Consider the following 19,720-nt stretch of genomic DNA (forward strand, 5'->3'; position numbering starts at 1 on the left):
CACGGCCGCGCGAAGCGTTGCCGCGAGTCAGTCCGGCAGGCCAGCCTTGCGAAGACCTTCGATATATCTGCTGCGATCGTCCGGTCGATAAAACGGCGGCAGCACCTCGGCGAGATTCGAGAGCCGCAGCGAGGGATCGACCTCGCAGACCCGGGCCATAGTCTGCTGCGCTTCCGACAGGCGTCCCGCCAGGGCATGACTCGCCGCCACTACACGCATCGCGCTCACGTAGTTCGGTTGGTACCGTAGCGACTTTCCCGCCCAAGCGGCGGCGTCATCGTAGTGGCCGGCACAAAAATGAGCGAGCCCGGTGTTGAATTGCCAAGCGAACAGACGTGGATCCAATGGGCTTAGGCGCATGGCAAGCGCGGCGTGCTCGACGGCCTTGCCTGGCTCGCCAAAGCAAGCCTTGACCCAGCTGCTTAGGCCCCACGCGGCCGCTAGATTCGGGTTGAGAACGAGCGCGCGATCGATGCAAGCCGCACTGTCGTCAAGGTCGCCACCTACGTAGCCGAGGACGTATCCACCGAAGGAAAGCGCAATCGCATCGTCCCTTCCGAGTTCGACCGCTCTCCTGGCCAGTCGAGTAGCCTCGGCATTCTCTTTCGCGCGGTCTGTCATCCAGCCGTTGCTTTTTCGGGTGGCGTAGCACCGCGCCGCCCGCGCATAGGCTGCGGCAAACTCCGGGTCACGGTCGATCGCTTTCATGAAGAGGCGCAAGGCATCGTCGATGGCCGATCTACTAGTGATCGTCCGGTCAAAGGCCGCCAGCCCGCGGAGGTAGTAATCATAAGCGTCGAGGCTTTCTGTCGGCTTGCGTTTGGCACGCTCGATCTCAGCCTCCTGCATTTTCGGTGTGATTGCGCCGACAATACTCGAGGCGACCTGGTCCTGCAGATCGAAGACTTCGGCGAGCGTCCCGTCAAAACGGTCGGCCCAGAGATAGGCCTCCGTCGAGGTGTCGATGAGCTGCCCGGCGATGCGCAGGCGGTCGCCCGCCCGGCGAACACTTCCCTCGACCACATAGCGCACGCCCAGCTCACGCCCGACCTGCTTTATGTCTATGGACCGTCCCCTGTAGGTGAAGCTCGAATTCCGTGCGACTACGAACAGGTGCCGAAAGTGAGCCAAGGCGGTGACAATGTCTTCCACCATGCCGTCGGCAAAATATTCCTGCTCGATATCACCGCTTAGGTTCTGAAACGGCAGCACCGCAATCGATGGCTGGTCGTCGCGCCTCGTCGGGACTGCCAGACCGGCGCCAGTGATGCGGCGCCAGAGCTTGGCTCCGGCCGCTGATGTTCAGGTCGTTCACGGGACTGCAGGGAAGCCGCCAGCGAGCTTGTCTGCTCTTCAGGCTCGGCGTTCAGATGTTTCCTTAAAGCTGCCCGACACAGCTCGAACTGACGCAAGGCCGCGTTTTCGTGGCCTCGATGAGCATGGATGCGGATCAGCGCCCGATGGGCTGCCTCCGCCGTCGGATCCGAGGCGAGCAATCGCTCCGCGAGCCCTTCGCAGGCCGTCTCTTCGGCTGAGCCGGGTGCGGGCAGCGCCAGGCTCAGCCGGTCGACCAATTGCAGCGCCTTGCGCTGATACTTGCTCAGATACGGTCCAAACCACTCGTCCAGTTCGTCAGGGATGGCTTGCCCGGCAAGCAGCTCACCGCGGTAGAGATCGGCGGCGAAGGCGAGATCGGCGGTTCGGCCCTGCTCCAATTTCCGGTCGAAGATCGAGATGTCCGCCTCATCCGGACCGGCAATAAGCGCAACGGTTTCCTGATCCCCATAGATGTAGACGGCTGCATCCGAGCTGGCGGGGAACGTGCGCCTGATGTCGACCAGCGCTTGCCGCAAACTATTGCGGGCCTGCCCGTTGCTTCGCCCCGGCCAAAAGGCTTCGGAAAGCTGCTCGCGACCATGGCCGCGGCGGCCCGCGAGAACCAGGGCAGCAAAAAGGAGCGAAGTCTTGCGTGTGGCGAACCGGACAGGCCGGTGCTCCGGGGAAGTAACCTCCAGGCCACCAAGCAACCGGATGCGCACAAATCGTCTCCAGACTTTGACCGCGGCGACAGAATAGCATCTCGGTGGATCGATTTAACACCGATTTAACGGCGGATCGCCGGACTTCTCCCAGTTGTTCACGCCCAGCCGAACAGGCCGAAAACGTCTGCGTGGCACGCTCCCATGCGCAAACTCGAAATGGGAGACCAAAACAATGGCTCACTCGGAAACTCGCGCCGCCCGCAGCATGTCCAAACGCTTGCTTGGGTCTAGCTTGAAAGGCGCAGCAATGATGATCGCTGCCTTCACGGGATGGCGGCGGACCGCCGCAAGACGGAGGGCACTGGCAGATTTGACGACCGATCAGTTGAAGGACATCGGTCATTCGGAGGTCCATCAACCCGCACTCGATGCCGCCTCGGCTGTTCTAGTCACGAACTTGATGTCAATGAGGTAAGCTCGGCGTTGAGTTTGGTCTGCGCCTAAAGGTTCTTGAGTTCCAGGCGGGATGCCAACAGGTCCAGAAAAGCGCGGACTTTGGCCGAGGATGATCTGCCTTCCGGCCACACGGCGTGTATCGGCACCGGCACTGGCTCGAATTCGGTCAGAGCCAGTTCCAGGCGGCCGTCGTCCACCAGGTGTTTTACCTGCCAAAGCGGCGAGTAGCCCAAACCCAATCCGTGAACCGCGGCTGCATAGATCGATATCATCAAATTTGACCGGAAGGTGCCCGCGACCTTCACCGGCCGGGGCTTGCCTTCTATCTGAAACATCCATTCGCCTGGGCGGCCGTCATCGGTTCGTACGATGCATTCATGCTCGCGCAATTCGAGCGGATGGGCCGGTCGGCCGTGTTGCTGGAAGTAGGCAGGTGCGCCGAACACCACGCGCCGCAGTGCGCCCAGGCGCTTCGCACGTAAATTGGAATCCGGCAAATTGCCGATCCTTACCGCCAGATCGAGACCCTCGGCATCGAGATCGACAAATTCATCGGAAAGCTGGAGGTCAACCTCGACCCGGGGATATGTCCGCATATAGTCGGCGATAACCGGCACGAGGAAGTCCGGGCCGAACAGAACCGGGGCGCTCATGCGCAGGATGCCGGACGGCTCGGATCGTCGGTTGGCCGCCTGAAGCCTGGCTTCGTTAATCTCCTCGACGGCGGGTTTGATGCGCTGGAAAAAGGCCGCTCCGGCTTCGCTCGGCGTCGAGCGGCGTGTGGTCCTGTGCAGAAGCTCGACCCCGATCGATTCCTCCAATGTCGCCAGGGACCGGCTGACCGACTGCAGCGAACGGTTCAGCCGGCGTGCGGCAGCCGTCAGGCTGCCATGCTCGACAATGGCAATGAAGGCTTCGAAATCGTCTATCCGGCTCATCGCCTATTTCTCCCGAAAATCGGGATAAACTATCGCAAAATCGATGAATTGTAACGCAGTCCGCTAGATTTTATCTTCCCTGCACAGGCCGAAAGGCAGACTCGAGGGAAGGAGATCGTCATGCGAACACCCAGTCCAACCGTCCTGGTCGTAGGCGCCGCAGGCCGCGTTGCCGGTTTGGTGGTGCCTGAACTCGTCCGCCGCAATGCCAGGATTCGGGCGCTTGTTCGTGACGCCGCGAGTGCCGAAAAAGCCCGGAAAGCCGGCGCATCCGAGATCGCGATCGGAGATCTGCGCAACCATCAGAGCCTTGAGCAGGCCGTGAAAGGTGTCGACGGTGTCTTTCACATCGGACCGGCCTTTGCTGCCGACGAAGCCGCCATGGGGGTTGCCATGGTTGAGGCAGCGGCGCGAGCGGGCGTTCGAAAGTTCGTCTTTTCGTCGGTGATCCAGCCGACCAATACGAGGCTGGAAAACCATGCAAGCAAGGTACCCGTCGAAGCTGCCCTCTATTCGACGAACATGGAATACACCATTCTGCACCCGGCCAATTTCATGCAAAATATCGCGGCGGCCTGGCCGTCCGTCGTCGAGCACGGCGTTTTCGCCGAGCCGTTTCCAAGGACGGCGAAGCTCGCCCGCGTCGACTATCGCGATGTGGCTGAAGTGGCGGCAATCGCATTGACCGAAGCGCGTTTGTCCTATGCGACCCTCGAGCTGTGCGCCGACGGTATGCACAGCCGCGAAGAGGTCGTCGCCATGATGAGCGAAGCGCTTGGCCGGCCGGTTTCGGCGGGCGAGCCGACATTTCAGGACTGGGCGGCGAAGGCCCGCCTTCCCTATACCGACAGGCAGTTGCAGATGCTGGCCAAAGTACACAGCCACTACGCCAAATACGGCCTCGGCGGGAACAGCCTGACGTTGCGTGCCGTGCTTGGCCGCGAGCCGCGTTCGCTGCGAAGCTTCATTCGGGAACTGGCGCTGCAGACGGCATATGCCGCCTGATCGTCCTCACAATAACGCCTACGCATATTTTCTGATTAGGAGACTTCGATGCAAGCATCACCGGACCAAGCCTTCAAGTTGAAAAAGCTGCCGCCCTCCTACGGCGCGGTGGTGATGCCGTTGGTTCTTTCGATTCTGATGTCGTCGATTGTCTCGGCGGTTTCGACGGCAATCGGCGCAGGCTGGACCAACGGGTTTATAGCGGCCTGGAGCTATGCATGGGGCGCTTCATGGCTTGTTGCGTTTCCCAGTCTGCTGATTGTGCTTCCGATCGTGCGCCGGATCGTTGCCGCGATTGTCGATCAACCGGCCCGGTCCTGACATCACGAATGAAGGGTGCCGGCGGCCATAGGGCCGGCCTAGCCATTAGAGCGGCCCCTTGCGAGGCCGCTGCCGGTTTGTGCGCTTGCCTCAGGTAAGCGGCGACAGCTGGATCTCGACGCGGCGGTTCTGAGCCCGGCCGGCAGCGGTCGCGTTGGAGGCGATCGGACGCGTCTTGCCGAAGCCGGTGACGGCGAAGCGGCGGGAATCGACGCCCTGTCCGGACAGATAGTTGGCGACCGCCAAAGCACGGCGCTGCGACAGGTCGAAATTGTGCTCGTCGCTGCCGGTCGAGTCGGTGTGGCCGAACACGTCGACCGTGGTCTGGCGGAACTTTTTCAGCACAAGGGCCACTGAATTCAGCACCGGATAGAAACCGGCCTTCACCGCGTCCTGGTCGACGTTGAAGGTAATGTCGGACGGCATATTGAGGATGATCTGGTCGCCGGTGCGGGTGACGCTGACGCCGGTGCCCTGAAGCTGTCGGCGCAGTTCGGCCTCGTTCTGGTCCATGGTGGCACCGATGGCACCGCCGGCAAGCGCGCCGATGCCCGCGCCGATCAGCGCGTTGCGGCGGTCGTTACCGCCGGCTAGCATGCCGAGCCCGGCACCCGCCAAAGCACCGAGACCGGCGCCGGCAGCGGTGTTGGAAACCTTCTGTTCCCCGGTGTAGGGATCGGTGGTGCATGCGCTCACGAGCACAGCCGTCGCCACGACGGCGAGCACAATCTTTTTCATATGGTGGTCCCTCTCCATTCCACGGCCGCGCAACGGCGCACCGCATCAGCCCTTCCAGCGACTTGTAACATGAAATGCGGCGAAAAGCGGAGCAGCAAAAGCCGTTGCCGCGGCTTTTCCCGGCCCAATTCCACACGCCTGCGGCGGCTCGTGCGACCACCGCAATTCGACCGGCTACCAGAGATTCTTGCCGTCGATGACCACCACTTCGACCGTGTCGAGATCGAAATCGTCGAACAGCCGCGAGTTCACGCTGATCTTCGGATTGTCGAAATTCGGCTCGCCTGTCGACCAGTCCGGCGTCTCGGTGAAGGTGCCACAGCCGCAGGTGGCGCAAAAACCGTGTTTTATGGTTTTCGATCCCCACAGGTAGAACGAAACATTCTCCGGCGGGCTGGTGAGTCTGAATTGCGATGGGGTGTAATAGGCCCACAACGAACCGCGTTTCGAACAGAAGGAACAGGTGCATCGCGTCACTGTCTGCGGCGCTTGCGAAACCTCGAATGTCGTCGCCTTGCAGTGGCAGCTTGCCTTGATGGTCATGAATTGGTCCCTCACAATGCCGCCGCCCCGTACGGCAAAGGCAGCATAAAGAAACGCTCCTGACAACTGCCGGTCAGCAGGCCTGTGAGCCTGCGATAGGCAGGTTAAAAGTGCTGGAGTGCCGATCGAAGGCTCATCGAGCCAAAGCCGGCGCACCTTCGGGTCAGCCCGTCGGCAAGCTTTGGGCGTCATGCGCTAATAGGACGATGGCGGCACGAACAGGCAGATGGTCTTTCCGTCATTGGCACCGGCAACGGAGCACCAATGATATTCGCCGTCGGGCGAATTCTTGATCCGCTTGTCGCTATAGGCCACGACCTCCCCGGTTCCTTTGATGACATAGCCCTCCGGACGTTCGCTGATCGATGTCTGAGAGACCTCGCGGCAATCATAGCCCGAGCAGCAGGAGAACGGATAGCTCCAGCCTTGCGGCATGGCCGCGGTCGGTTTGGCATCATGCGCCAGAGCAGGCGCCGCAAATGGAATGGCGGCAGCAATCAAAACCACTGCCGCGACAAGTGAATTCAGGAGTCGGCGCGCCGTGCGGGCGACTGGGGCCGGTCTGGTTGTGAGAGCAAGCATGAGCGCAGTTCCTATCAACGGTTGTCAAGCATCTCGCTTGCCCGTTCCCGGAACGTGTCTTCCCAGTGGCCGGATCGTCAGGTCGCAGATACGCCGCGTCCGGCCATAAATGCTTTTTTCCTCCCCAGCGCATGAATGCTGGGCTGATTCCTTGGTTGGCGCAAGCAATTGCTGTCGCAACCGAACGCCGACCTCTGCAGTCGGAACCAACCTGCCGCCCTGATTGACGAAACCTGGTCAAGCCCGGCAACGGGATCGCCAATAACGGGATTTGGCTCGCGCTGGTTCCAGGCTTGGCACCGGCGGCCCGAGACATCCGCGTCAAAAGCGGAAATCGATTTTGAAGAATCCGATGAAAAACAAAGTTGTAGAACGACAGGTAAGTGCGAATTGAGAGCTCGTCACTCTCGCGCGATGGCCGTAACGCTCGCGTGATGAACCCACATTCCTGCCGGATTGGTGCCCGGCGCCTCAGTCGATATCGGCCACCGTTTCGCCGGCGCCACCTTCGATCCGCTGCGACAGCGAGGCTTCCATGAAATCGTCGAGGTCGCCGTCGAGCACGCTCGACGGGCTGGTGCTCTCGACGCCGGTGCGCAGATCTTTCACCAGCTGATAGGGCTGCAGCACGTAGGACCGTATCTGGTGGCCCCAGCCAATATCGCTCTTCGACGCTTCGGTGGCGTTCGCCACCGCTTCGCGCCTCTTCAGCTCTTCCTCGTAAAGCCGCGAGCGCAGCATTTCCCAGGCCTTGGCCTTGTTCTTGTGCTGGGAGCGCTCGGCCTGGCAGGCAACCGCGATGCCGGTGGCGAGATGGGTTATGCGCACCGCCGAATCGGTGGTGTTGACGTGCTGGCCGCCCGATCCCGACGACCGATACGTGTCGATACGGACGTCGGATTCGGAAACGTCGATGTCGATCGTATCGTCGATGACGGGATAGACCCAGACGCTGGCGAAGGAGGTGTGGCGGCGCGCATTGCTGTCATAGGGCGAAATCCGCACGAGACGATGCACGCCCGATTCCGTCTTCAGCCAGCCATAGGCGTTGTGGCCCTTGATCAACAGCGTGGCGGACTTGATGCCAGCTTCTTCGCCGTCATGCACTTCAAGCACCTCGACCTTGAAGCGCCGGCGCTCGGCCCAGCGCGTATACATGCGCAGAAGCATCGAGGCCCAGTCCTGGCTTTCGGTGCCGCCGGCGCCGGCATGGACTTCCAGATAGCTATCGTTGGCGTCAGCCTCGCCCGACAGCAGCGTTTCGATCTGGCGCGCCTTGGCCTCGCCGCGCATCGAGCGGATCGCCGCTTCGGCCTCCGCGATGACGCCCTCGTCGCCCTCTTCCTCGCCAAGCTCGATGAGGCCGATATTGTCTTCCAGGGCCTGGGTGAGGCCTTTGACCGCGCCAATGCCTTCCTCGAGGCCCTGACGCTCGCGCATCAGCTTTTGCGCTTCCAGCGGCTCGTTCCAGAGGCTCGAATCCTCGGCACGGACGTTCAGGTACTCAAGCCGCTTTATGGCTTGGTCCCAGTCAAAGATGCCTCCTCAGCAGGGTGATTGCCTGCCTGATCTCGTCGACAATGTTTTGCGTTTCCGCGCGCATGGCTGGCTGTTCTGTCCTGTTGCTGGATGGCGGTTTGGTGGCGCGATACATAGGGACGGCACGGTCTCCTGTAAAGCGCCGGCCCCTGTAATGTACCGGCCCCTGTAAAGCGGAATGGACCGGCTCGACCATCATCGTCAAGCCGGCCAGACCCGATGCAGCGATTGTCAGTAGAGCCCGCCGCCGCCCGACTGGATGGCCTGGTTGGCCTGCGGCGACAGCGCCCCGCCGGTAGCGTTGGAGCCGTCCGCACCCATGCCGATCACCCAATAACTGTCGGCGGGACCGGTACCCGGCTTGAAGGCTTCGATGATGGTTCCGGCGTCGCCCGCGTTGGCTCGCATGCCGGTCTTGCGATTGATCGCAATCAGCTTCATGCCTTCCGGAACCTTGAAGTCGACATTGGGCGTGCCGTCCAGCGCCACGCGCATGAAATCCTTGAAGATCGGCGCGGCGAGGCCGCCGCCGGTCGCGCCCTTGCCAAGGCCTTTCGGCTGATCGTAGCCCATATAAAGGCCGACAACGAGGTTCGGCGTATAGCCGATGAACCAGGCATCCTTTTCGTCGTTGGTCGTTCCGGTCTTGCCGGCGATGTGACGGCCGAGCTCGTTGATGGTGGCGCCGGTGCCGCGTTGCACGACGCCCTCCATCATCGATGTGATCTGGTAGGCGGTCATCGGATCGAGCACCTGCTCGGAATTGTCGACCAGCTCCGGCTCTGGCTGGTTCTGCCACTCGGCGGCGTTGCAGTTCGAGCATCCGCGTTCGTCCTGCCTAAAGACGGTCTTGCCGTAGCGGTCCTGGATGCGGTCGATCAGCGACGGCTTGATCGACTTGCCGCCATTGGCCATGATCGAATAGGCCGACACCATGCGCATCACCGTCGTCTCGCCTGATCCCAGCGCCATCGGCAGATACGGCGCCAGGTGGTCGTAGACGCCGAAACGCTCGGCATACTCCACGACCAGCTTCATGCCCATGTCGTTGGCAAGCCGCACCGTCATCAGATTGCGCGATTTCTCGATACCGGAGCGCAAGGTCGCCGGGCCGGCAACCGTTCCGTCGTAATTCTTGGGCGTCCAGGTCGTGTTGCCGCTCTGGATGGTGATCGGCCCGTCCATGATCACGGAGGCGGGCGTATAGCCATTGTCGAGGGCGGCCGAATAGACGATCGGCTTGAACGACGATCCGGGCTGGCGCATGGCCTGCGTCGCCCGGTTGAACTCCGACTGCGCGTAGGAGAAACCGCCGACCATGGCCAGGACGCGTCCGGTATGCGGATCCATTGCGATCAGGCCGCCTTCCACTTCGGGAACCTGGCGCAAGCTGTAGCTGTTGTCCGAGCCCTCGTTCTTCTGCACGAAAATCACGTCGCCCGGCTTCAGCACGTCGGCCGGCGACTTCGCCTTGACGGTCCTGCCATCGACGACGTGGCGCATGGCGAAGCTCATGTCTTCCTTGCTGACGGTGCCTTCGACGCGGTCCTTGACGATTTCACCGGAGATCTGGCGCGTCGGCTGCAGGCCGATGGACAGGCCGGTGGCAGAGCTGTCGAGCACGACGGCGAGCGACCATTCCGGCACGTCTTCCAATCGCTTGACGTTGCCCAGCGGCACGCCCCAGTCGCCGGAAATGTCGATGCTCGTGACCGGCCCGCGGTAGCCGCGCAGCGTGTCAAACTTCATGAGACCGTTCTGCATGGCCTTGCGGGCAATCAGCTGCATCTTCGGATCGAGCGTCGTGCGGACGGAAAGGCCGCCTTCGTAGAGCGCATTCTCGCCATAGCGCGCGATGATCTGGCGACGCACTTCCTCGGTGAAATACTCCCCGGCGAAGAGATAGTTGCCGGTGCGGCGCGGCGTGACGCCGAGCGGCTCGGCCTTGGCCTTCTCGCCTTCTTCATGCGTGACGTAGCCGTTCTCGACCATCTGGTCGATAACCCAGTTGCGGCGCTCCAAGGCGCGATCGGCATGCTTGAAGGGATGGTAGTTGTTCGGCCCCTTTGGCAGGGAGGCGAGATAGGCGGCTTCGGCAACGGTGAGCTCATTCACCGATTTGTCGAAATAGGTGAGTGCAGCACCGGCGACGCCATAGGCGCCGAAGCCGAAGAAAATCTCGTTGAGATAGAGCTCGAGAATGCGATCCTTCGAATAGGCCTGCTCGATGCGGAAGGCGAGGATCATCTCCTTGATCTTACGCTCGTAGGTCTGATCCGAAGACAACAGGAAGTTTTTTGCCACCTGCTGGGTAATCGTCGAGGCGCCGACCTGGCGCTTTCCCGAGCCAACATTCTGCAGGTTGACGACAATGGCGCGGCCAAGGCCGGTCACGTCGATGCCGGGGTGATTGTAAAAATTCTTGTCCTCGGCCGACAGGAAGGCCGCCTTGACACGATCCGGGATCGCCTGAATCGGCAGATAAAGCCGCCGCTCACGCGCATATTCGGCCATCAGCGCGCCATCCGACGCGTGGATGCGGGTGGTCACCGGCGGCTCGTATTTGGCCAGCACCTCATAATCGGGCAGGTCCTTCGACAAATGGCCGATATAGATCGCCACGCCCGCCGCGACCAAAAGGGCCAGCGTCGTGCCGATGCCGAAGAAATAGCCAATGAGACGAATCATACCCGCTCCAGTCCTTGGTTCGGGAATTTCCTAAACGAAGCCGCCCTTCACGCAAGCTTTCGGGACGATCCCAAACCGTAATCGCAAAATCCATGTCGCGACCATGTGGGCAAAATACGGCGGCGCGGGATTTCGGTTTCGAATGCCGGAAATAAAAGCACAGGGTGTTGTCGCCGTGCAACGCTGCTTCAGGTTGTGGGCGCCGGTGGGCATTTTAGCCTCCGGCCCCCGTTCCGCTTCTGGCCGAAGCAAACAGGGCAACGGCATTGGTTATGCTCTGGGTCGCCTTGTTGCGCCAATCGGCGCTGAGCAACTGCGCTTCGTCCTTGGCGTTCGACAGATAGCCGAGTTCGACCAGCACGGATGGAACGTCCGGCGCCTTCAGCACCTTGAAGCCGGCAGAACGCTGCGGGTTGTTGATCAGACCGACGCTGGTGGAAAGCTGGCCGACGAGAGTATGGGCGAAGCTCATCGAAAAATTATGCGTCTCGCGGCGGATCAGGTCGATCAGGATATCGGTCACTTCCTTGCTGTCGTCCTTGATCTCCATGCCGGCGAACTGGTCGGAAAGATTTTCACGGTCGGCAAGCGCCTGCGCCTCGGGATCGGAAGCCTTGTCGGACACGGTGTAGACGGTTGCACCGCGAATGCCCTTGAGGCTGATCGTGTCCGCATGGATCGAGATGAGCAGGTCGGCCTCATGCTGGCGGGCAATGCGCACGCGGTCGTCGAGCCGCAGGAACTCGTCCGTTTCGCGCGTCAGGAACACGTCGTATTTGCCGCTGGCGGCGAGCTTGTCGCGCAGTTCCATGGCAAAGGCGAGCGTCACGTTCTTTTCGACCGTACCGTTCAGGCCCTCGGCACCGCCGTCGATGCCGCCATGGCCGGGATCGACGACGACGGTGAAACGATGGCCCGGATTGGAGACCGGCCCGGTACCGACCCTGCCGGCCTTGTCGGCGGAGACCGTCGAGCCGGTCGTCAGCGCCTGATTGGCGAGCGCTGCGTCGAATTCTCGCTGCGACGCTGCCGACATGTCGATGGCGATGCGGTAGCCGTTGCCGTCACCGTTCTTGAGCACGTCGAGATTGTCGACGGCGAACGGTCCCTTGCCGGTGAGAATCAGCCGCGATTTCCCCTCGCCGAGCTCGCCGTAACGCACGGCGCGGACAAGCCCGCGCGGCTTTACGTCCTTGGCATTGAGGGCGAATCTCGTGGCCGGCAGATCGATGACCAGGCGATCGGGGCCGCGCAGCAGGAACCATTTGATGTCGGGCTCGCGGTCGAAATTGATGACGATGCGCATCTTGGTGGCATCGCCGGCCATCTTGTAGCTTGTGGCAGCAAGCGGTGCGTCGGCAGCACGCGAAAGCGGCGAAAAGACCAGGCAAGCCAGGATCAGCGACAGCAGGCAGGCGGTGCGGAAGAACCAGCCTCCATGATGACGGCCCTTGTCTGCGAAGCTTGCCAGTCCCATCTTTCTACCAGTCGCTCCCGTTTTGGCGTCATGCCCGACCGCTTGTCGAAGGGCCCTGTTGCTTGTCAAAGTGCCGGCAGGCCGCGAACTCGATTAACGATTGGTATCCAGAGAAGGTTAACCAAGCCTTTTCATGGAAGGCTTGGGACCTGTGCTTCCGCTGCGGAACGGCTTTTTGCCGGCATCGGGAATCGGGGTTGCCTTCCAACCCGCCAAATCATAAAAGCGATGGTGGATCACTGCAATCCTGGAACCGTCCTCCTCCGCAGCTTCCTGCTACAGGTCAGACGCAAGACGGCTCCTTTCGCTTCAGGCGAAGAAGGCATCGGTGATCGCGACGATTTTCGCAGGCGTGCTCCCGTGGCGGGGGAATCGCCTGCGTGAGCAAAACGGCCGGGATTGTCCCGTGCCGGCTCTGTATGAGCAAACAAGCTGGTCCGGTTTTTCCCGGGCTTTGGTTCAAAAGGTTCTGCTGGTGACGATGGCTTCAAGCGCAATCATGGAAAGGTCCGCAACAAACCGCGCCACTACGGCTGCGGGCGGCACCGCCATGGCGCTCAGGCAGCGGCCGGCGGACGTTCAATTGTCCGGCACTCATGTTCCAGGTCCACGGCAGCGGGCATTGCCCCGCAAGCTGCGGCCGACGGCTGCCGGGAGGAAACGAAATAATGCCCAACAAAATGCTGATAGACGCCTCCCACCCGGAGGAAACACGCGTTGTCGTCGTTCGCGGTAACCGAATTGAAGAATTCGACTTTGAATCTCAGGACAAGAAGCAGCTCAAAGGAAATATCTATCTCGCCCGCGTAACGCGCGTCGAACCTTCCCTCCAGGCAGCCTTTGTCGAATATGGCGGCAACCGTCACGGTTTCCTCGCCTTCAGTGAAATACATCCCGACTACTACCAGATTCCGGTCGCCGACCGTCAGGCGCTGCTGCGTGCGGAAGCACAGGAAGCCCAGGACGAAGAGGACGAGGAAGCCGCCGAAGGCGAGGACCGCCAGAGCCGCGACCGTGGCAAGCGCGGACGCCGGCGCGGCGGCAAGAGCCGTGACCGCGGCGAGCACAGGCACGAGGCAGGCGCGTCCGACGGCGAGAACGGCGAAGGTGCCGTCGCAGAAAAGCTGGATGCCGCTACCGACAACGAAACCATGTCCGAAGTTGCTGGACAGAGCGAGGGTGCAGCCGGACAGAGCGATGAAGTCGCTGATCGCGGCGAGACCGAGCCGTCCGAAGGCGGTTCCAGTTCCATCGCTGCCAGCGTCGATGCCGACGTAATCTCGGAAGCCGTCCCGCAAGTCGAGACAAGCGAAGCCGAGACGGGCGGGGCCGAGACAAGCGGCGAGGCAACCTCCGAAGACAATGATCGCGGCATGCTGGAAGAGGTGCAATCCTCGCATTCGGACGATCATGAGGTCGAATCGGTCGGCGCCGAAGACGCGCTGGAAGAAGTGCGCAACCGCCGCAAGCCGGTGCGCCGCCAGTACAAGATCCAGGAAGTGATCAAGCGCCGGCAGATCCTGCTGGTGCAGGTCGTCAAGGAAGAGCGCGGCAACAAGGGCGCGGCGCTGACCACCTATCTGTCGCTGGCCGGCCGCTATTCGGTGCTGATGCCGAACACGGCGCGCGGCGGCGGCATTTCGCGCAAGATCACCAATGCGCAGGACCGCAAGCGGCTGAAGGAAGTGGTCGCCGATCTCGAAGTGCCGCAGGGCATGGGTGTCATCCTGCGTACGGCCGGCGAAAGCCGCACCAAGGCAGAGATCAAGCGCGACTACGAATATTTGATGCGGCTTTGGGAAAACGTCCGCAATCTGACGCTGCAATCCACGGCCCCTGCCCTGGTTTACGAGGAAGGCAGCCTGATCAAGCGTTCGGTGCGCGACCTTTACAACAAGGATATCGACGAGATCCTGGTTTCCGGCGAAGAAGGCTACCGCGAGGCCAAGGATTTCATGCGCATGCTGATGCCGAGCCACGCCAAGGTGGTTCAGCCGTTCCGCGACACGACGCCGATCTTTGTGCGCAACGGCATCGAAGCGCAGCTCGACCGCATGCTGCAGCCGCAGGTGACGCTGAAGAGCGGCGGCTACATCATCATCAACCAGACGGAAGCGCTGGTCGCCATCGACGTCAATTCGGGCCGTTCCACCAAGGAGCACTCGATCGAGGATACCGCACTTCACACCAATCTGGAAGCTGCCGAGGAAGTCGCCCGGCAATTGAGGCTGCGCGATCTCGCCGGCCTCATCGTCATCGACTTCATCGACATGGAGGAGAACCGCAACAACCGTTCCGTCGAGAAGCGGCTGAAGGATCACCTCAAGAACGATCGTGCCCGCATCCAGGTCGGCCGCATCTCGCATTTCGGCCTGATGGAAATGTCGCGCCAGCGCATCCGTGCCAGCGTGCTGGAATCGACGATGAAGCCTTGCCCGCATTGCGGCGGCACCGGCCATGTGCGCTCCGATTCGTCGGTCGCGCTGATGGTGGTACGGGCAATCGAGGAATTCCTGCTCAAGGATTCGCGCAGCCACATCACGGTGCGGACGCCGGCAGCGACCGCACTCTATGTGCTCAATCACAAGCGCGGCACGCTGGTGGAATTCGAGCACCGCTTCGGTGTGACCATCACCATCGAAGCCGATGATACGGTCGGTGCACAACACTATGCCATCTTCCGCGGTGCGCTGGCCGAAAAGCCGGAAGGCTTCGTCGAGGCGCGCACCTTCCCGGCCTATGTCGAGCCGGAAGAACCCGAGGACGAGATCGTCATCGAGGAGGAAGACGAGGCACCGGTGCAGGCCGAGCAAACACGCCCTGCCCAGCAGCCGCAGCAGCCAAGGTCGGGCGAGGACGGCGAAGGCCGCGATCGCAAGCGCCGCAAGCGCCGCAGACGGCGCGGCGGCAAGGATCGTGAACACGGCGATCGTGAACACGGGGATCGTGAACACGGGGATCGTGACCACCGGGACCGCGAACATGGCGCTGCTGTGGAAGGTGCTTCCGTTTCGGCGCCGACAGACGATGCCTTGGTAGCCGACGGCGACCAAGGCGCCGAAGCGGAACGTGAAGCGCCGGCCGGTGTTGCCGAAACGGCGGAAGCGGCGGACGACGGTCACGGCAAGAAGCGCCGGCGCGGCAAGCGCGGCGGCAAGCGCAATCGCCGTGAAGACGGCGAGGACAGCGTCGAAGCCAGCGCCGGCGAGCCAGCCGCCATGACGGAAGGTGCCGTGTCGGAAGCAGAGCCCGTGACCGGCGAACCGGAAGGTGCCCCGCCGGCCGAAGAGCTTGCGGTGCTTGCTCCGGCGAACGACGACATGCCGAGCGCCGAAAAGCCGAAGAAGCCGCGCCGCGCCGCCAAGCCGAAGAAGGTTGCGGCGGAAGCAGTTGCCGAGATTGCGGGCGCCGAGACATCGGCTGCCGAGGCCGCCTCCGTGGCTTCCGGCGAGACCCCCGCGCCGGTGTCGCCGGAGACCGAAGTGGCGGCTGCCGAGGAAACGCCGAAGGTCCGGCCGTCGCGCCGCAAGCCCGTACCGGTGGATGCTCCGGTCGTGCCGGTCGTCTCCTCGATCGTCGCCGACGAGGCAAAGACCGAGGAAGCAAAGACCGAGGACAAGCCAAAGCGTGCCGGCTGGTGGCAGCGGAAGGGCTTTTTCTAAGCCTTTCCTTGCATTAGCCAGACTTTCTGATTAGAAAAGTCCCGCGTCGCCGATCGGCTGCGCGGGATTTTTTTGCCCAATTGCAGGCGACGACACTATGGTGCGAAGATCGACCAGTTCATTATCTTCGCAAGTTTTTCCAGCGCGATCGAGCCCAGCCTGGAATTGCCGTTGGCATTGAGGCCAGGCGACCAGACGGCAAGCGAGGCGACGCCCGGCACGATTCCCAATATGCCGCCGCCAACGCCGCTCTTGCCGGGAATGCCGACGCGGAAAGCGAAGTCGCCGGAGCCGTCATAGTGGCCGCAGGTCAGCATCATCGCGCCGATGCGGCGCGCGCGCTCTGCCGAGACGACGGAATGCCCGGTCGCCGGGTTCTTGCCGCCATTGGCGAGGAAGCGGCCGGCCAGGGCCAGTTGCCGGCAGCTCATGGCGATAGCGCAATGGTGAAAGTAAACGCCCAGCGCCAGTTCCGGCGCATGGTGGAGATTGCCGAACGATTTCATGTAATTGGCGAGCGCGAAATTGCGAAAGCCGGTGGCGCGTTCGGACGCCGCGACCTCGCGGTCGACGATGATCGTGTCGTCATCTGCCAAGAACTGGATGAAGCGCAGGATCTCGCCGATCGCCTCGCGCGGCTGATGGCCGGCAAGCAGGATGTCTGAGACCACGATGGCGCCGGCATTGATGAATGGATTGCGCGGAATGCCGTTCTCGTGCTCGAGCTGGACGATCGAGTTGAACGGATTGCCCGAAGGTTCGCGCCCGACCCGTTGCCACAGCGCGTCGCCGACATTGCCGAGCGCCAGCGTCAGCGTGAACACCTTTGAGATGCTCTGGATTGAAAACGCCTCGTCGGCGTCGCCCGCGGTCAGCACGCGGCCGTCATTGGTCACCGCGGCGATGCCGAATTTTTTCGGATCGATCTTGCCGAGCTGGGGAATATAGCTGGCGACGTCGCCGCGATCGGTACGCTCCGCCATTTCGGTGGCGACCTCGCGCAAGGCCTGTTCAAGCTGGGGCGCCTGTTCAAGTTGAGACGCCTGTTCAAGCTCCGGCATCGTCGCCCCCCCTACTTCAGCCAGCGTTCGATACGCGCCATCGCCTCGACCATGTCGTCGTGGCTGCCGGCGTAGGAAAAGCGCATCGTGCGATGTCCCTGCAGCGGGTCGAAATCGCGGCCGGGCGTCGCCGCCACATGCGCCTCGGCCAGCATCCGGCGCGCAAACGCCATGCTGTCATTGGTGTGCCTGGTGACGTCGCAGAAGGCGTAGAACGCGCCGTCCATGGGCGCGGCCAAAGCAAAGCCTAGCTCCGGCAGGCGTTGCATCAGGAGCTCGCGGTTCCAGGCATAGCGCGCCTTCACCGCCTCCAGCTCTGGCGTCGCCTTGAACGCCTCGATCGCGGCAATCTGGGACAGCTCGGGCGGCGAGATGTAGAGGCTCTGGGCGATGCGCTCGACCGGCCGCACCAGCTCCTGCGGCAGCACCATCCAGCCGATGCGCCAGCCGGTCATGCAATAATATTTCGAGAAGGAATTGATCACCGTCACATCCGCGCCGAAAGAAAGCGCGGTCGTGTCTGGCGCCGCATAGGCCAGCCGGTGATAGATTTCGTCCGAGATTACGGCGATGCCGAGCTCTTGCGCCGTCTTGACCAGCGCCTCGAGATCGCCGGCGGGAATGACCGCGCCGGTCGGGTTGGCCGGGCTGGCGAACAGCACGCCCTTCAGAGGTTTTTCGCGATGCGCGGCTTGCAGGTGCTCGGCATGGAGATAGGCGGCGCCGTCCAACTCGATCTCGGCGATGTCGATGCCGAGCGCGGCCATGATGTTGCGATAGGCCGGATAGCCGGGGGCGGCGATGGCGACGCGATCGCCTGGATCGAACATCGCCAGAAAAGCAAGGTTGAAGGCAGCCGACGATCCGGTGGTGACGGCTATCCGCTCGGGCGAAACGTCAAGCCCGTAATGCTCGCCATAGTGCGCCGCGATCGCCTTGCGCAGACCGGCGAGGCCCAGCGCGTCGGTATAGCCGATGCGGCCTGCTTTCAAGGCATTGGCCGCCGCTTCGCGAACCCCGGCCGGCGCCGGATCGGAAGGCTGGCCGACGGCCATGGATACGACCGGCAGGCCCTTGGCTTTCAGCCGATTCGCCTCGGCCAGGATGTCCATGGCGTGGAACGGTTCGACCGCGCCGCGGCGCGAAAGCGAAACAGTCATTTTTCAATCCACCACACTTGTCCGCGCGTGCCGGCCATGCTGGCCGCGCCGCACAAATGCCCGATTGGTGTGGGGATCACAAGTTCGGTAAGTTTAGGCTGCCGACTTTTCATCCTTCGCCCACTCGTCTACCAGTGGACCTGCCATGTTGAGCCGACCCAAATCGACGATCGCCAGGACAGCGCGCGCCTTCGCGACGCTTGCGCTTGCGGCGGTGGTCGCCATGGCCGGCTCGGTCGATGCATTTGCGCAGAATGTGCCGGTGGTGCGCGATGCCGAGATCGAGGCGCTGGTACGCGACTACGCGCGGCCGATCTTCAAGGCGGCCGGCTTGTCGGGCGACGCCATCAACATCGTGCTGGTCAACGACCAGAGCTTCAACGCCTTTGTTGCCGGCCGCCGCATGTTCATCAACACCGGCGCGCTGATGACGGCCGAAACGCCCAACGAGATCATCGGCGTCATCGCCCACGAGGCCGGCCATATCGCCGGCGGGCATCAGCAGAAACTGCGCGAGCAGCTCGAGCGTGCCAAGACGATGGCGATACTGGCGACGCTGCTTGGCGCCGGCGCCATGGTTGCCGGCGCCACCAGCAACAGCCGCGGCCTCGCTGGGGCCGGCATGGGCGTGATGGCCGGCGGCGGCGAGATGGCGCAACGCAGTATCCTCGCCTATCAGCGCACCGAAGAGATGACCGCCGACCGTTCGGCAATCGCTTATCTGAATGCAACCGGCCAGTCCGGCATGGGCATGCTGAAGACGTTCGGCCGTTTCCAGAACGCATTGTCGCTCTCGGGCGCGCAAGTCGATCCCTATCGCATCAGCCATCCGATGCCGCAGGAGCGTATCGCCAATCTCGAAGTGCTGGTGAAGCAGAGCCCTTACGTCGACAAGGTCGACCCGCCGGCACTACAGCAGCGCCACGATATGATGCGCATCAAGATCGCCGCCTACATGCAAGGCCAGGCGGCGGCGTCACGATTGATGCGCAAGAACCCCGGCAGCCTCGCCTCGCGCTATGGCGACGCGCAGATGACCTATCTTTTCGGCAATCTGGCTTCGGCGCTCACCAAGACCAACGCGTTGATCAAGGAACAGCCGAAAAACCCGTATTTCCAGGAATTGCGCGGCGACATCCTGATGAAGGCGAACCGGCCGAAGGATGCTGCCGACGCCTATGCCAAGGCGGTCAGCCTCGATCCGGCGCGATCCGGGCTGCTGCCGGTCTCTTACGGCCAGGCGCTGATGGCCATCGGCACGGCGGATTCGCTGAAGAAGGCAGTGGCGCAGATCAACACCGGCCTCGGACGGGATCGCGAAAACGCCGACGGATACCGCTATCTGGCACAGGCTTACGGGGAACTCGGCAACATCCCGGCCGCCGAGCTTGCAACCGCCGAAGGGCATTTCTATTCCGGCGACTACAAGAATGCGAAGATCTTCGCCATGCGGGCGCAGCAGAGCATGAAGCGGGGCGAGCCGGGCTGGCTTCGCGCGCAGGACATTATAAACTACGCACCATCAGGTAAGAAGAAGTGAACCTTTCGGACGCAGGCTGCGACACAGC

The 19,720-nt window shown here is 62.4% G+C and carries 14 protein-coding genes and 1 pseudogene; 5 read left to right on the forward strand and 10 right to left on the reverse strand.

The features are described from left to right. Window positions 1-27 precede the first annotated feature (27 nt). Window positions 28-2,039, reverse strand: a pseudogene (locus tag NKH80_RS17795) (BTAD domain-containing putative transcriptional regulator). Window positions 2,040-2,292: 253 nt separating this feature from the next. On the opposite strand from NKH80_RS17795, the gene NKH80_RS17800 reads away from it, so the two are divergent. Continuing rightward, window positions 2,293-2,457, forward strand: a complete 165-nt coding sequence (locus NKH80_RS17800) for a YjiS-like domain-containing protein (protein WP_352992846.1) — start codon at window positions 2,293-2,295, stop codon at window positions 2,455-2,457. A gap of 25 nt (window positions 2,458-2,482) precedes the next feature. Here the strand turns inward: NKH80_RS17800 and NKH80_RS17805 are convergent, their stop codons facing one another. Further along, window positions 2,483-3,376, reverse strand: a complete 894-nt coding sequence (locus NKH80_RS17805; protein ID WP_352992755.1) for a LysR family transcriptional regulator — start codon at window positions 3,374-3,376, stop codon at window positions 2,483-2,485. A 120-nt stretch (window positions 3,377-3,496) separates the two neighbouring features. On the opposite strand from NKH80_RS17805, the gene NKH80_RS17810 reads away from it, so the two are divergent. Continuing rightward, a complete protein-coding gene (locus NKH80_RS17810) occupies window positions 3,497-4,381 on the forward strand; it encodes an NmrA/HSCARG family protein (RefSeq protein ID WP_352508559.1) in 885 nt (294 codons plus the stop codon). Window positions 4,382-4,429: 48 nt separating this feature from the next. Beyond that, the gene (locus NKH80_RS17815) at window positions 4,430-4,702 is read left to right on the forward strand and encodes a DUF2798 domain-containing protein (protein WP_352508560.1); all 273 of its coding nucleotides are present in this window, start codon (window positions 4,430-4,432) and stop codon (window positions 4,700-4,702) included. A 90-nt stretch (window positions 4,703-4,792) separates the two neighbouring features. Here NKH80_RS17815 and NKH80_RS17820 read toward each other — a convergent pair whose 3' ends face one another. The 6 genes from NKH80_RS17820 to NKH80_RS17845 all read right to left on the reverse strand — a co-directional run bounded on the left by NKH80_RS17820 (window position 4,793) and on the right by NKH80_RS17845 (window position 12,269). After that, window positions 4,793-5,440: a YiaD family glycine zipper/OmpA-like lipoprotein gene (locus tag NKH80_RS17820; RefSeq protein ID WP_254817106.1), complete on the reverse strand. Its 648-nt coding sequence runs from the start codon at window positions 5,438-5,440 to the stop codon at window positions 4,793-4,795. A 174-nt stretch (window positions 5,441-5,614) separates the two neighbouring features. Beyond that, on the reverse strand, window positions 5,615-5,983 hold the full coding sequence (locus NKH80_RS17825; RefSeq protein WP_254817105.1) for a GFA family protein: 369 nt from the start codon (window positions 5,981-5,983) through the stop codon (window positions 5,615-5,617). Window positions 5,984-6,178: 195 nt separating this feature from the next. Further along, window positions 6,179-6,565, reverse strand: coding sequence for a hypothetical protein (locus tag NKH80_RS17830; RefSeq protein ID WP_352477462.1), 387 nt, complete (start codon window positions 6,563-6,565; stop codon window positions 6,179-6,181). A 471-nt stretch (window positions 6,566-7,036) separates the two neighbouring features. Further along, a protein-coding gene (gene prfB, locus NKH80_RS17835) for a peptide chain release factor 2 (RefSeq protein ID WP_352882141.1) occupies window positions 7,037-8,168 on the reverse strand; the annotation gives its coding sequence in 2 pieces (ribosomal slippage) (window positions 7,037-8,101 and window positions 8,103-8,168; 1,131 coding nt in all). Window positions 8,169-8,335: 167 nt separating this feature from the next. Beyond that, the gene (locus tag NKH80_RS17840; RefSeq protein WP_352508562.1) at window positions 8,336-10,792 is read right to left on the reverse strand and encodes a penicillin-binding protein 1A; all 2,457 of its coding nucleotides are present in this window, start codon (window positions 10,790-10,792) and stop codon (window positions 8,336-8,338) included. A gap of 214 nt (window positions 10,793-11,006) precedes the next feature. Then, window positions 11,007-12,269, reverse strand: a complete 1,263-nt coding sequence (locus NKH80_RS17845) for an N-acetylmuramoyl-L-alanine amidase (protein ID WP_352508563.1) — start codon at window positions 12,267-12,269, stop codon at window positions 11,007-11,009. Between the two features lie 668 nt (window positions 12,270-12,937). Between NKH80_RS17845 and NKH80_RS17850 the strand changes: the two genes are divergently transcribed. Beyond that, window positions 12,938-15,931 carry an Rne/Rng family ribonuclease gene (locus NKH80_RS17850; protein ID WP_352992758.1) on the forward strand — a complete coding sequence of 998 codons (2,994 nt, stop codon included), beginning with the start codon at window positions 12,938-12,940 and terminating at the stop codon, window positions 15,929-15,931. Between the two features lie 95 nt (window positions 15,932-16,026). On the opposite strand, the gene NKH80_RS17855 is transcribed toward NKH80_RS17850, so the two are convergent. After that, window positions 16,027-16,992, reverse strand: coding sequence for a glutaminase (locus NKH80_RS17855; RefSeq protein ID WP_254817099.1), 966 nt, complete (start codon window positions 16,990-16,992; stop codon window positions 16,027-16,029). Between the two features lie 11 nt (window positions 16,993-17,003). Beyond that, on the reverse strand, window positions 17,004-18,152 hold the full coding sequence (locus NKH80_RS17860) for a pyridoxal phosphate-dependent aminotransferase (RefSeq protein WP_352705053.1): 1,149 nt from the start codon (window positions 18,150-18,152) through the stop codon (window positions 17,004-17,006). 145 nt (window positions 18,153-18,297) lie between these two features. Between NKH80_RS17860 and NKH80_RS17865 the strand changes: the two genes are divergently transcribed. Next, complete coding sequence (locus NKH80_RS17865) at window positions 18,298-19,692, forward strand: M48 family metalloprotease (protein ID WP_352508566.1); 1,395 nt, start codon at window positions 18,298-18,300, stop codon at window positions 19,690-19,692. The last annotated feature ends 28 nt before the right edge of the window (window positions 19,693-19,720 follow it).

Source organism: Mesorhizobium sp. M0904 (genome assembly GCF_040319475.1).
GTDB lineage: Bacteria > Pseudomonadota > Alphaproteobacteria > Rhizobiales > Rhizobiaceae > Mesorhizobium.

Excerpts from the sequence above, each read along its gene's own strand:
- NKH80_RS17800 (WP_352992846.1), top strand. The coding sequence starts at position 2,293 with ATGATCGCTGCCTTCACGGGATGGCGGCGGACCGCCGCAAGACGGAGG.
- NKH80_RS17805 (WP_352992755.1), bottom strand. The coding sequence starts at position 3,376 with ATGAGCCGGATAGACGATTTCGAAGCCTTCATTGCCATTGTCGAGCAT.
- NKH80_RS17810 (WP_352508559.1), top strand. The coding sequence starts at position 3,497 with ATGCGAACACCCAGTCCAACCGTCCTGGTCGTAGGCGCCGCAGGCCGC.
- NKH80_RS17815 (WP_352508560.1), top strand. The coding sequence starts at position 4,430 with ATGCAAGCATCACCGGACCAAGCCTTCAAGTTGAAAAAGCTGCCGCCC.
- NKH80_RS17820 (WP_254817106.1), bottom strand. The coding sequence starts at position 5,440 with ATGAAAAAGATTGTGCTCGCCGTCGTGGCGACGGCTGTGCTCGTGAGC.
- NKH80_RS17825 (WP_254817105.1), bottom strand. The coding sequence starts at position 5,983 with ATGACCATCAAGGCAAGCTGCCACTGCAAGGCGACGACATTCGAGGTT.
- NKH80_RS17830 (WP_352477462.1), bottom strand. The coding sequence starts at position 6,565 with ATGCTTGCTCTCACAACCAGACCGGCCCCAGTCGCCCGCACGGCGCGC.
- NKH80_RS17840 (WP_352508562.1), bottom strand. The coding sequence starts at position 10,792 with ATGATTCGTCTCATTGGCTATTTCTTCGGCATCGGCACGACGCTGGCC.
- NKH80_RS17845 (WP_352508563.1), bottom strand. The coding sequence starts at position 12,269 with ATGGGACTGGCAAGCTTCGCAGACAAGGGCCGTCATCATGGAGGCTGG.
- NKH80_RS17850 (WP_352992758.1), top strand. The coding sequence starts at position 12,938 with ATGCCCAACAAAATGCTGATAGACGCCTCCCACCCGGAGGAAACACGC.
- NKH80_RS17855 (WP_254817099.1), bottom strand. The coding sequence starts at position 16,992 with ATGCCGGAGCTTGAACAGGCGTCTCAACTTGAACAGGCGCCCCAGCTT.
- NKH80_RS17860 (WP_352705053.1), bottom strand. The coding sequence starts at position 18,152 with ATGACTGTTTCGCTTTCGCGCCGCGGCGCGGTCGAACCGTTCCACGCC.
- NKH80_RS17865 (WP_352508566.1), top strand. The coding sequence starts at position 18,298 with ATGTTGAGCCGACCCAAATCGACGATCGCCAGGACAGCGCGCGCCTTC.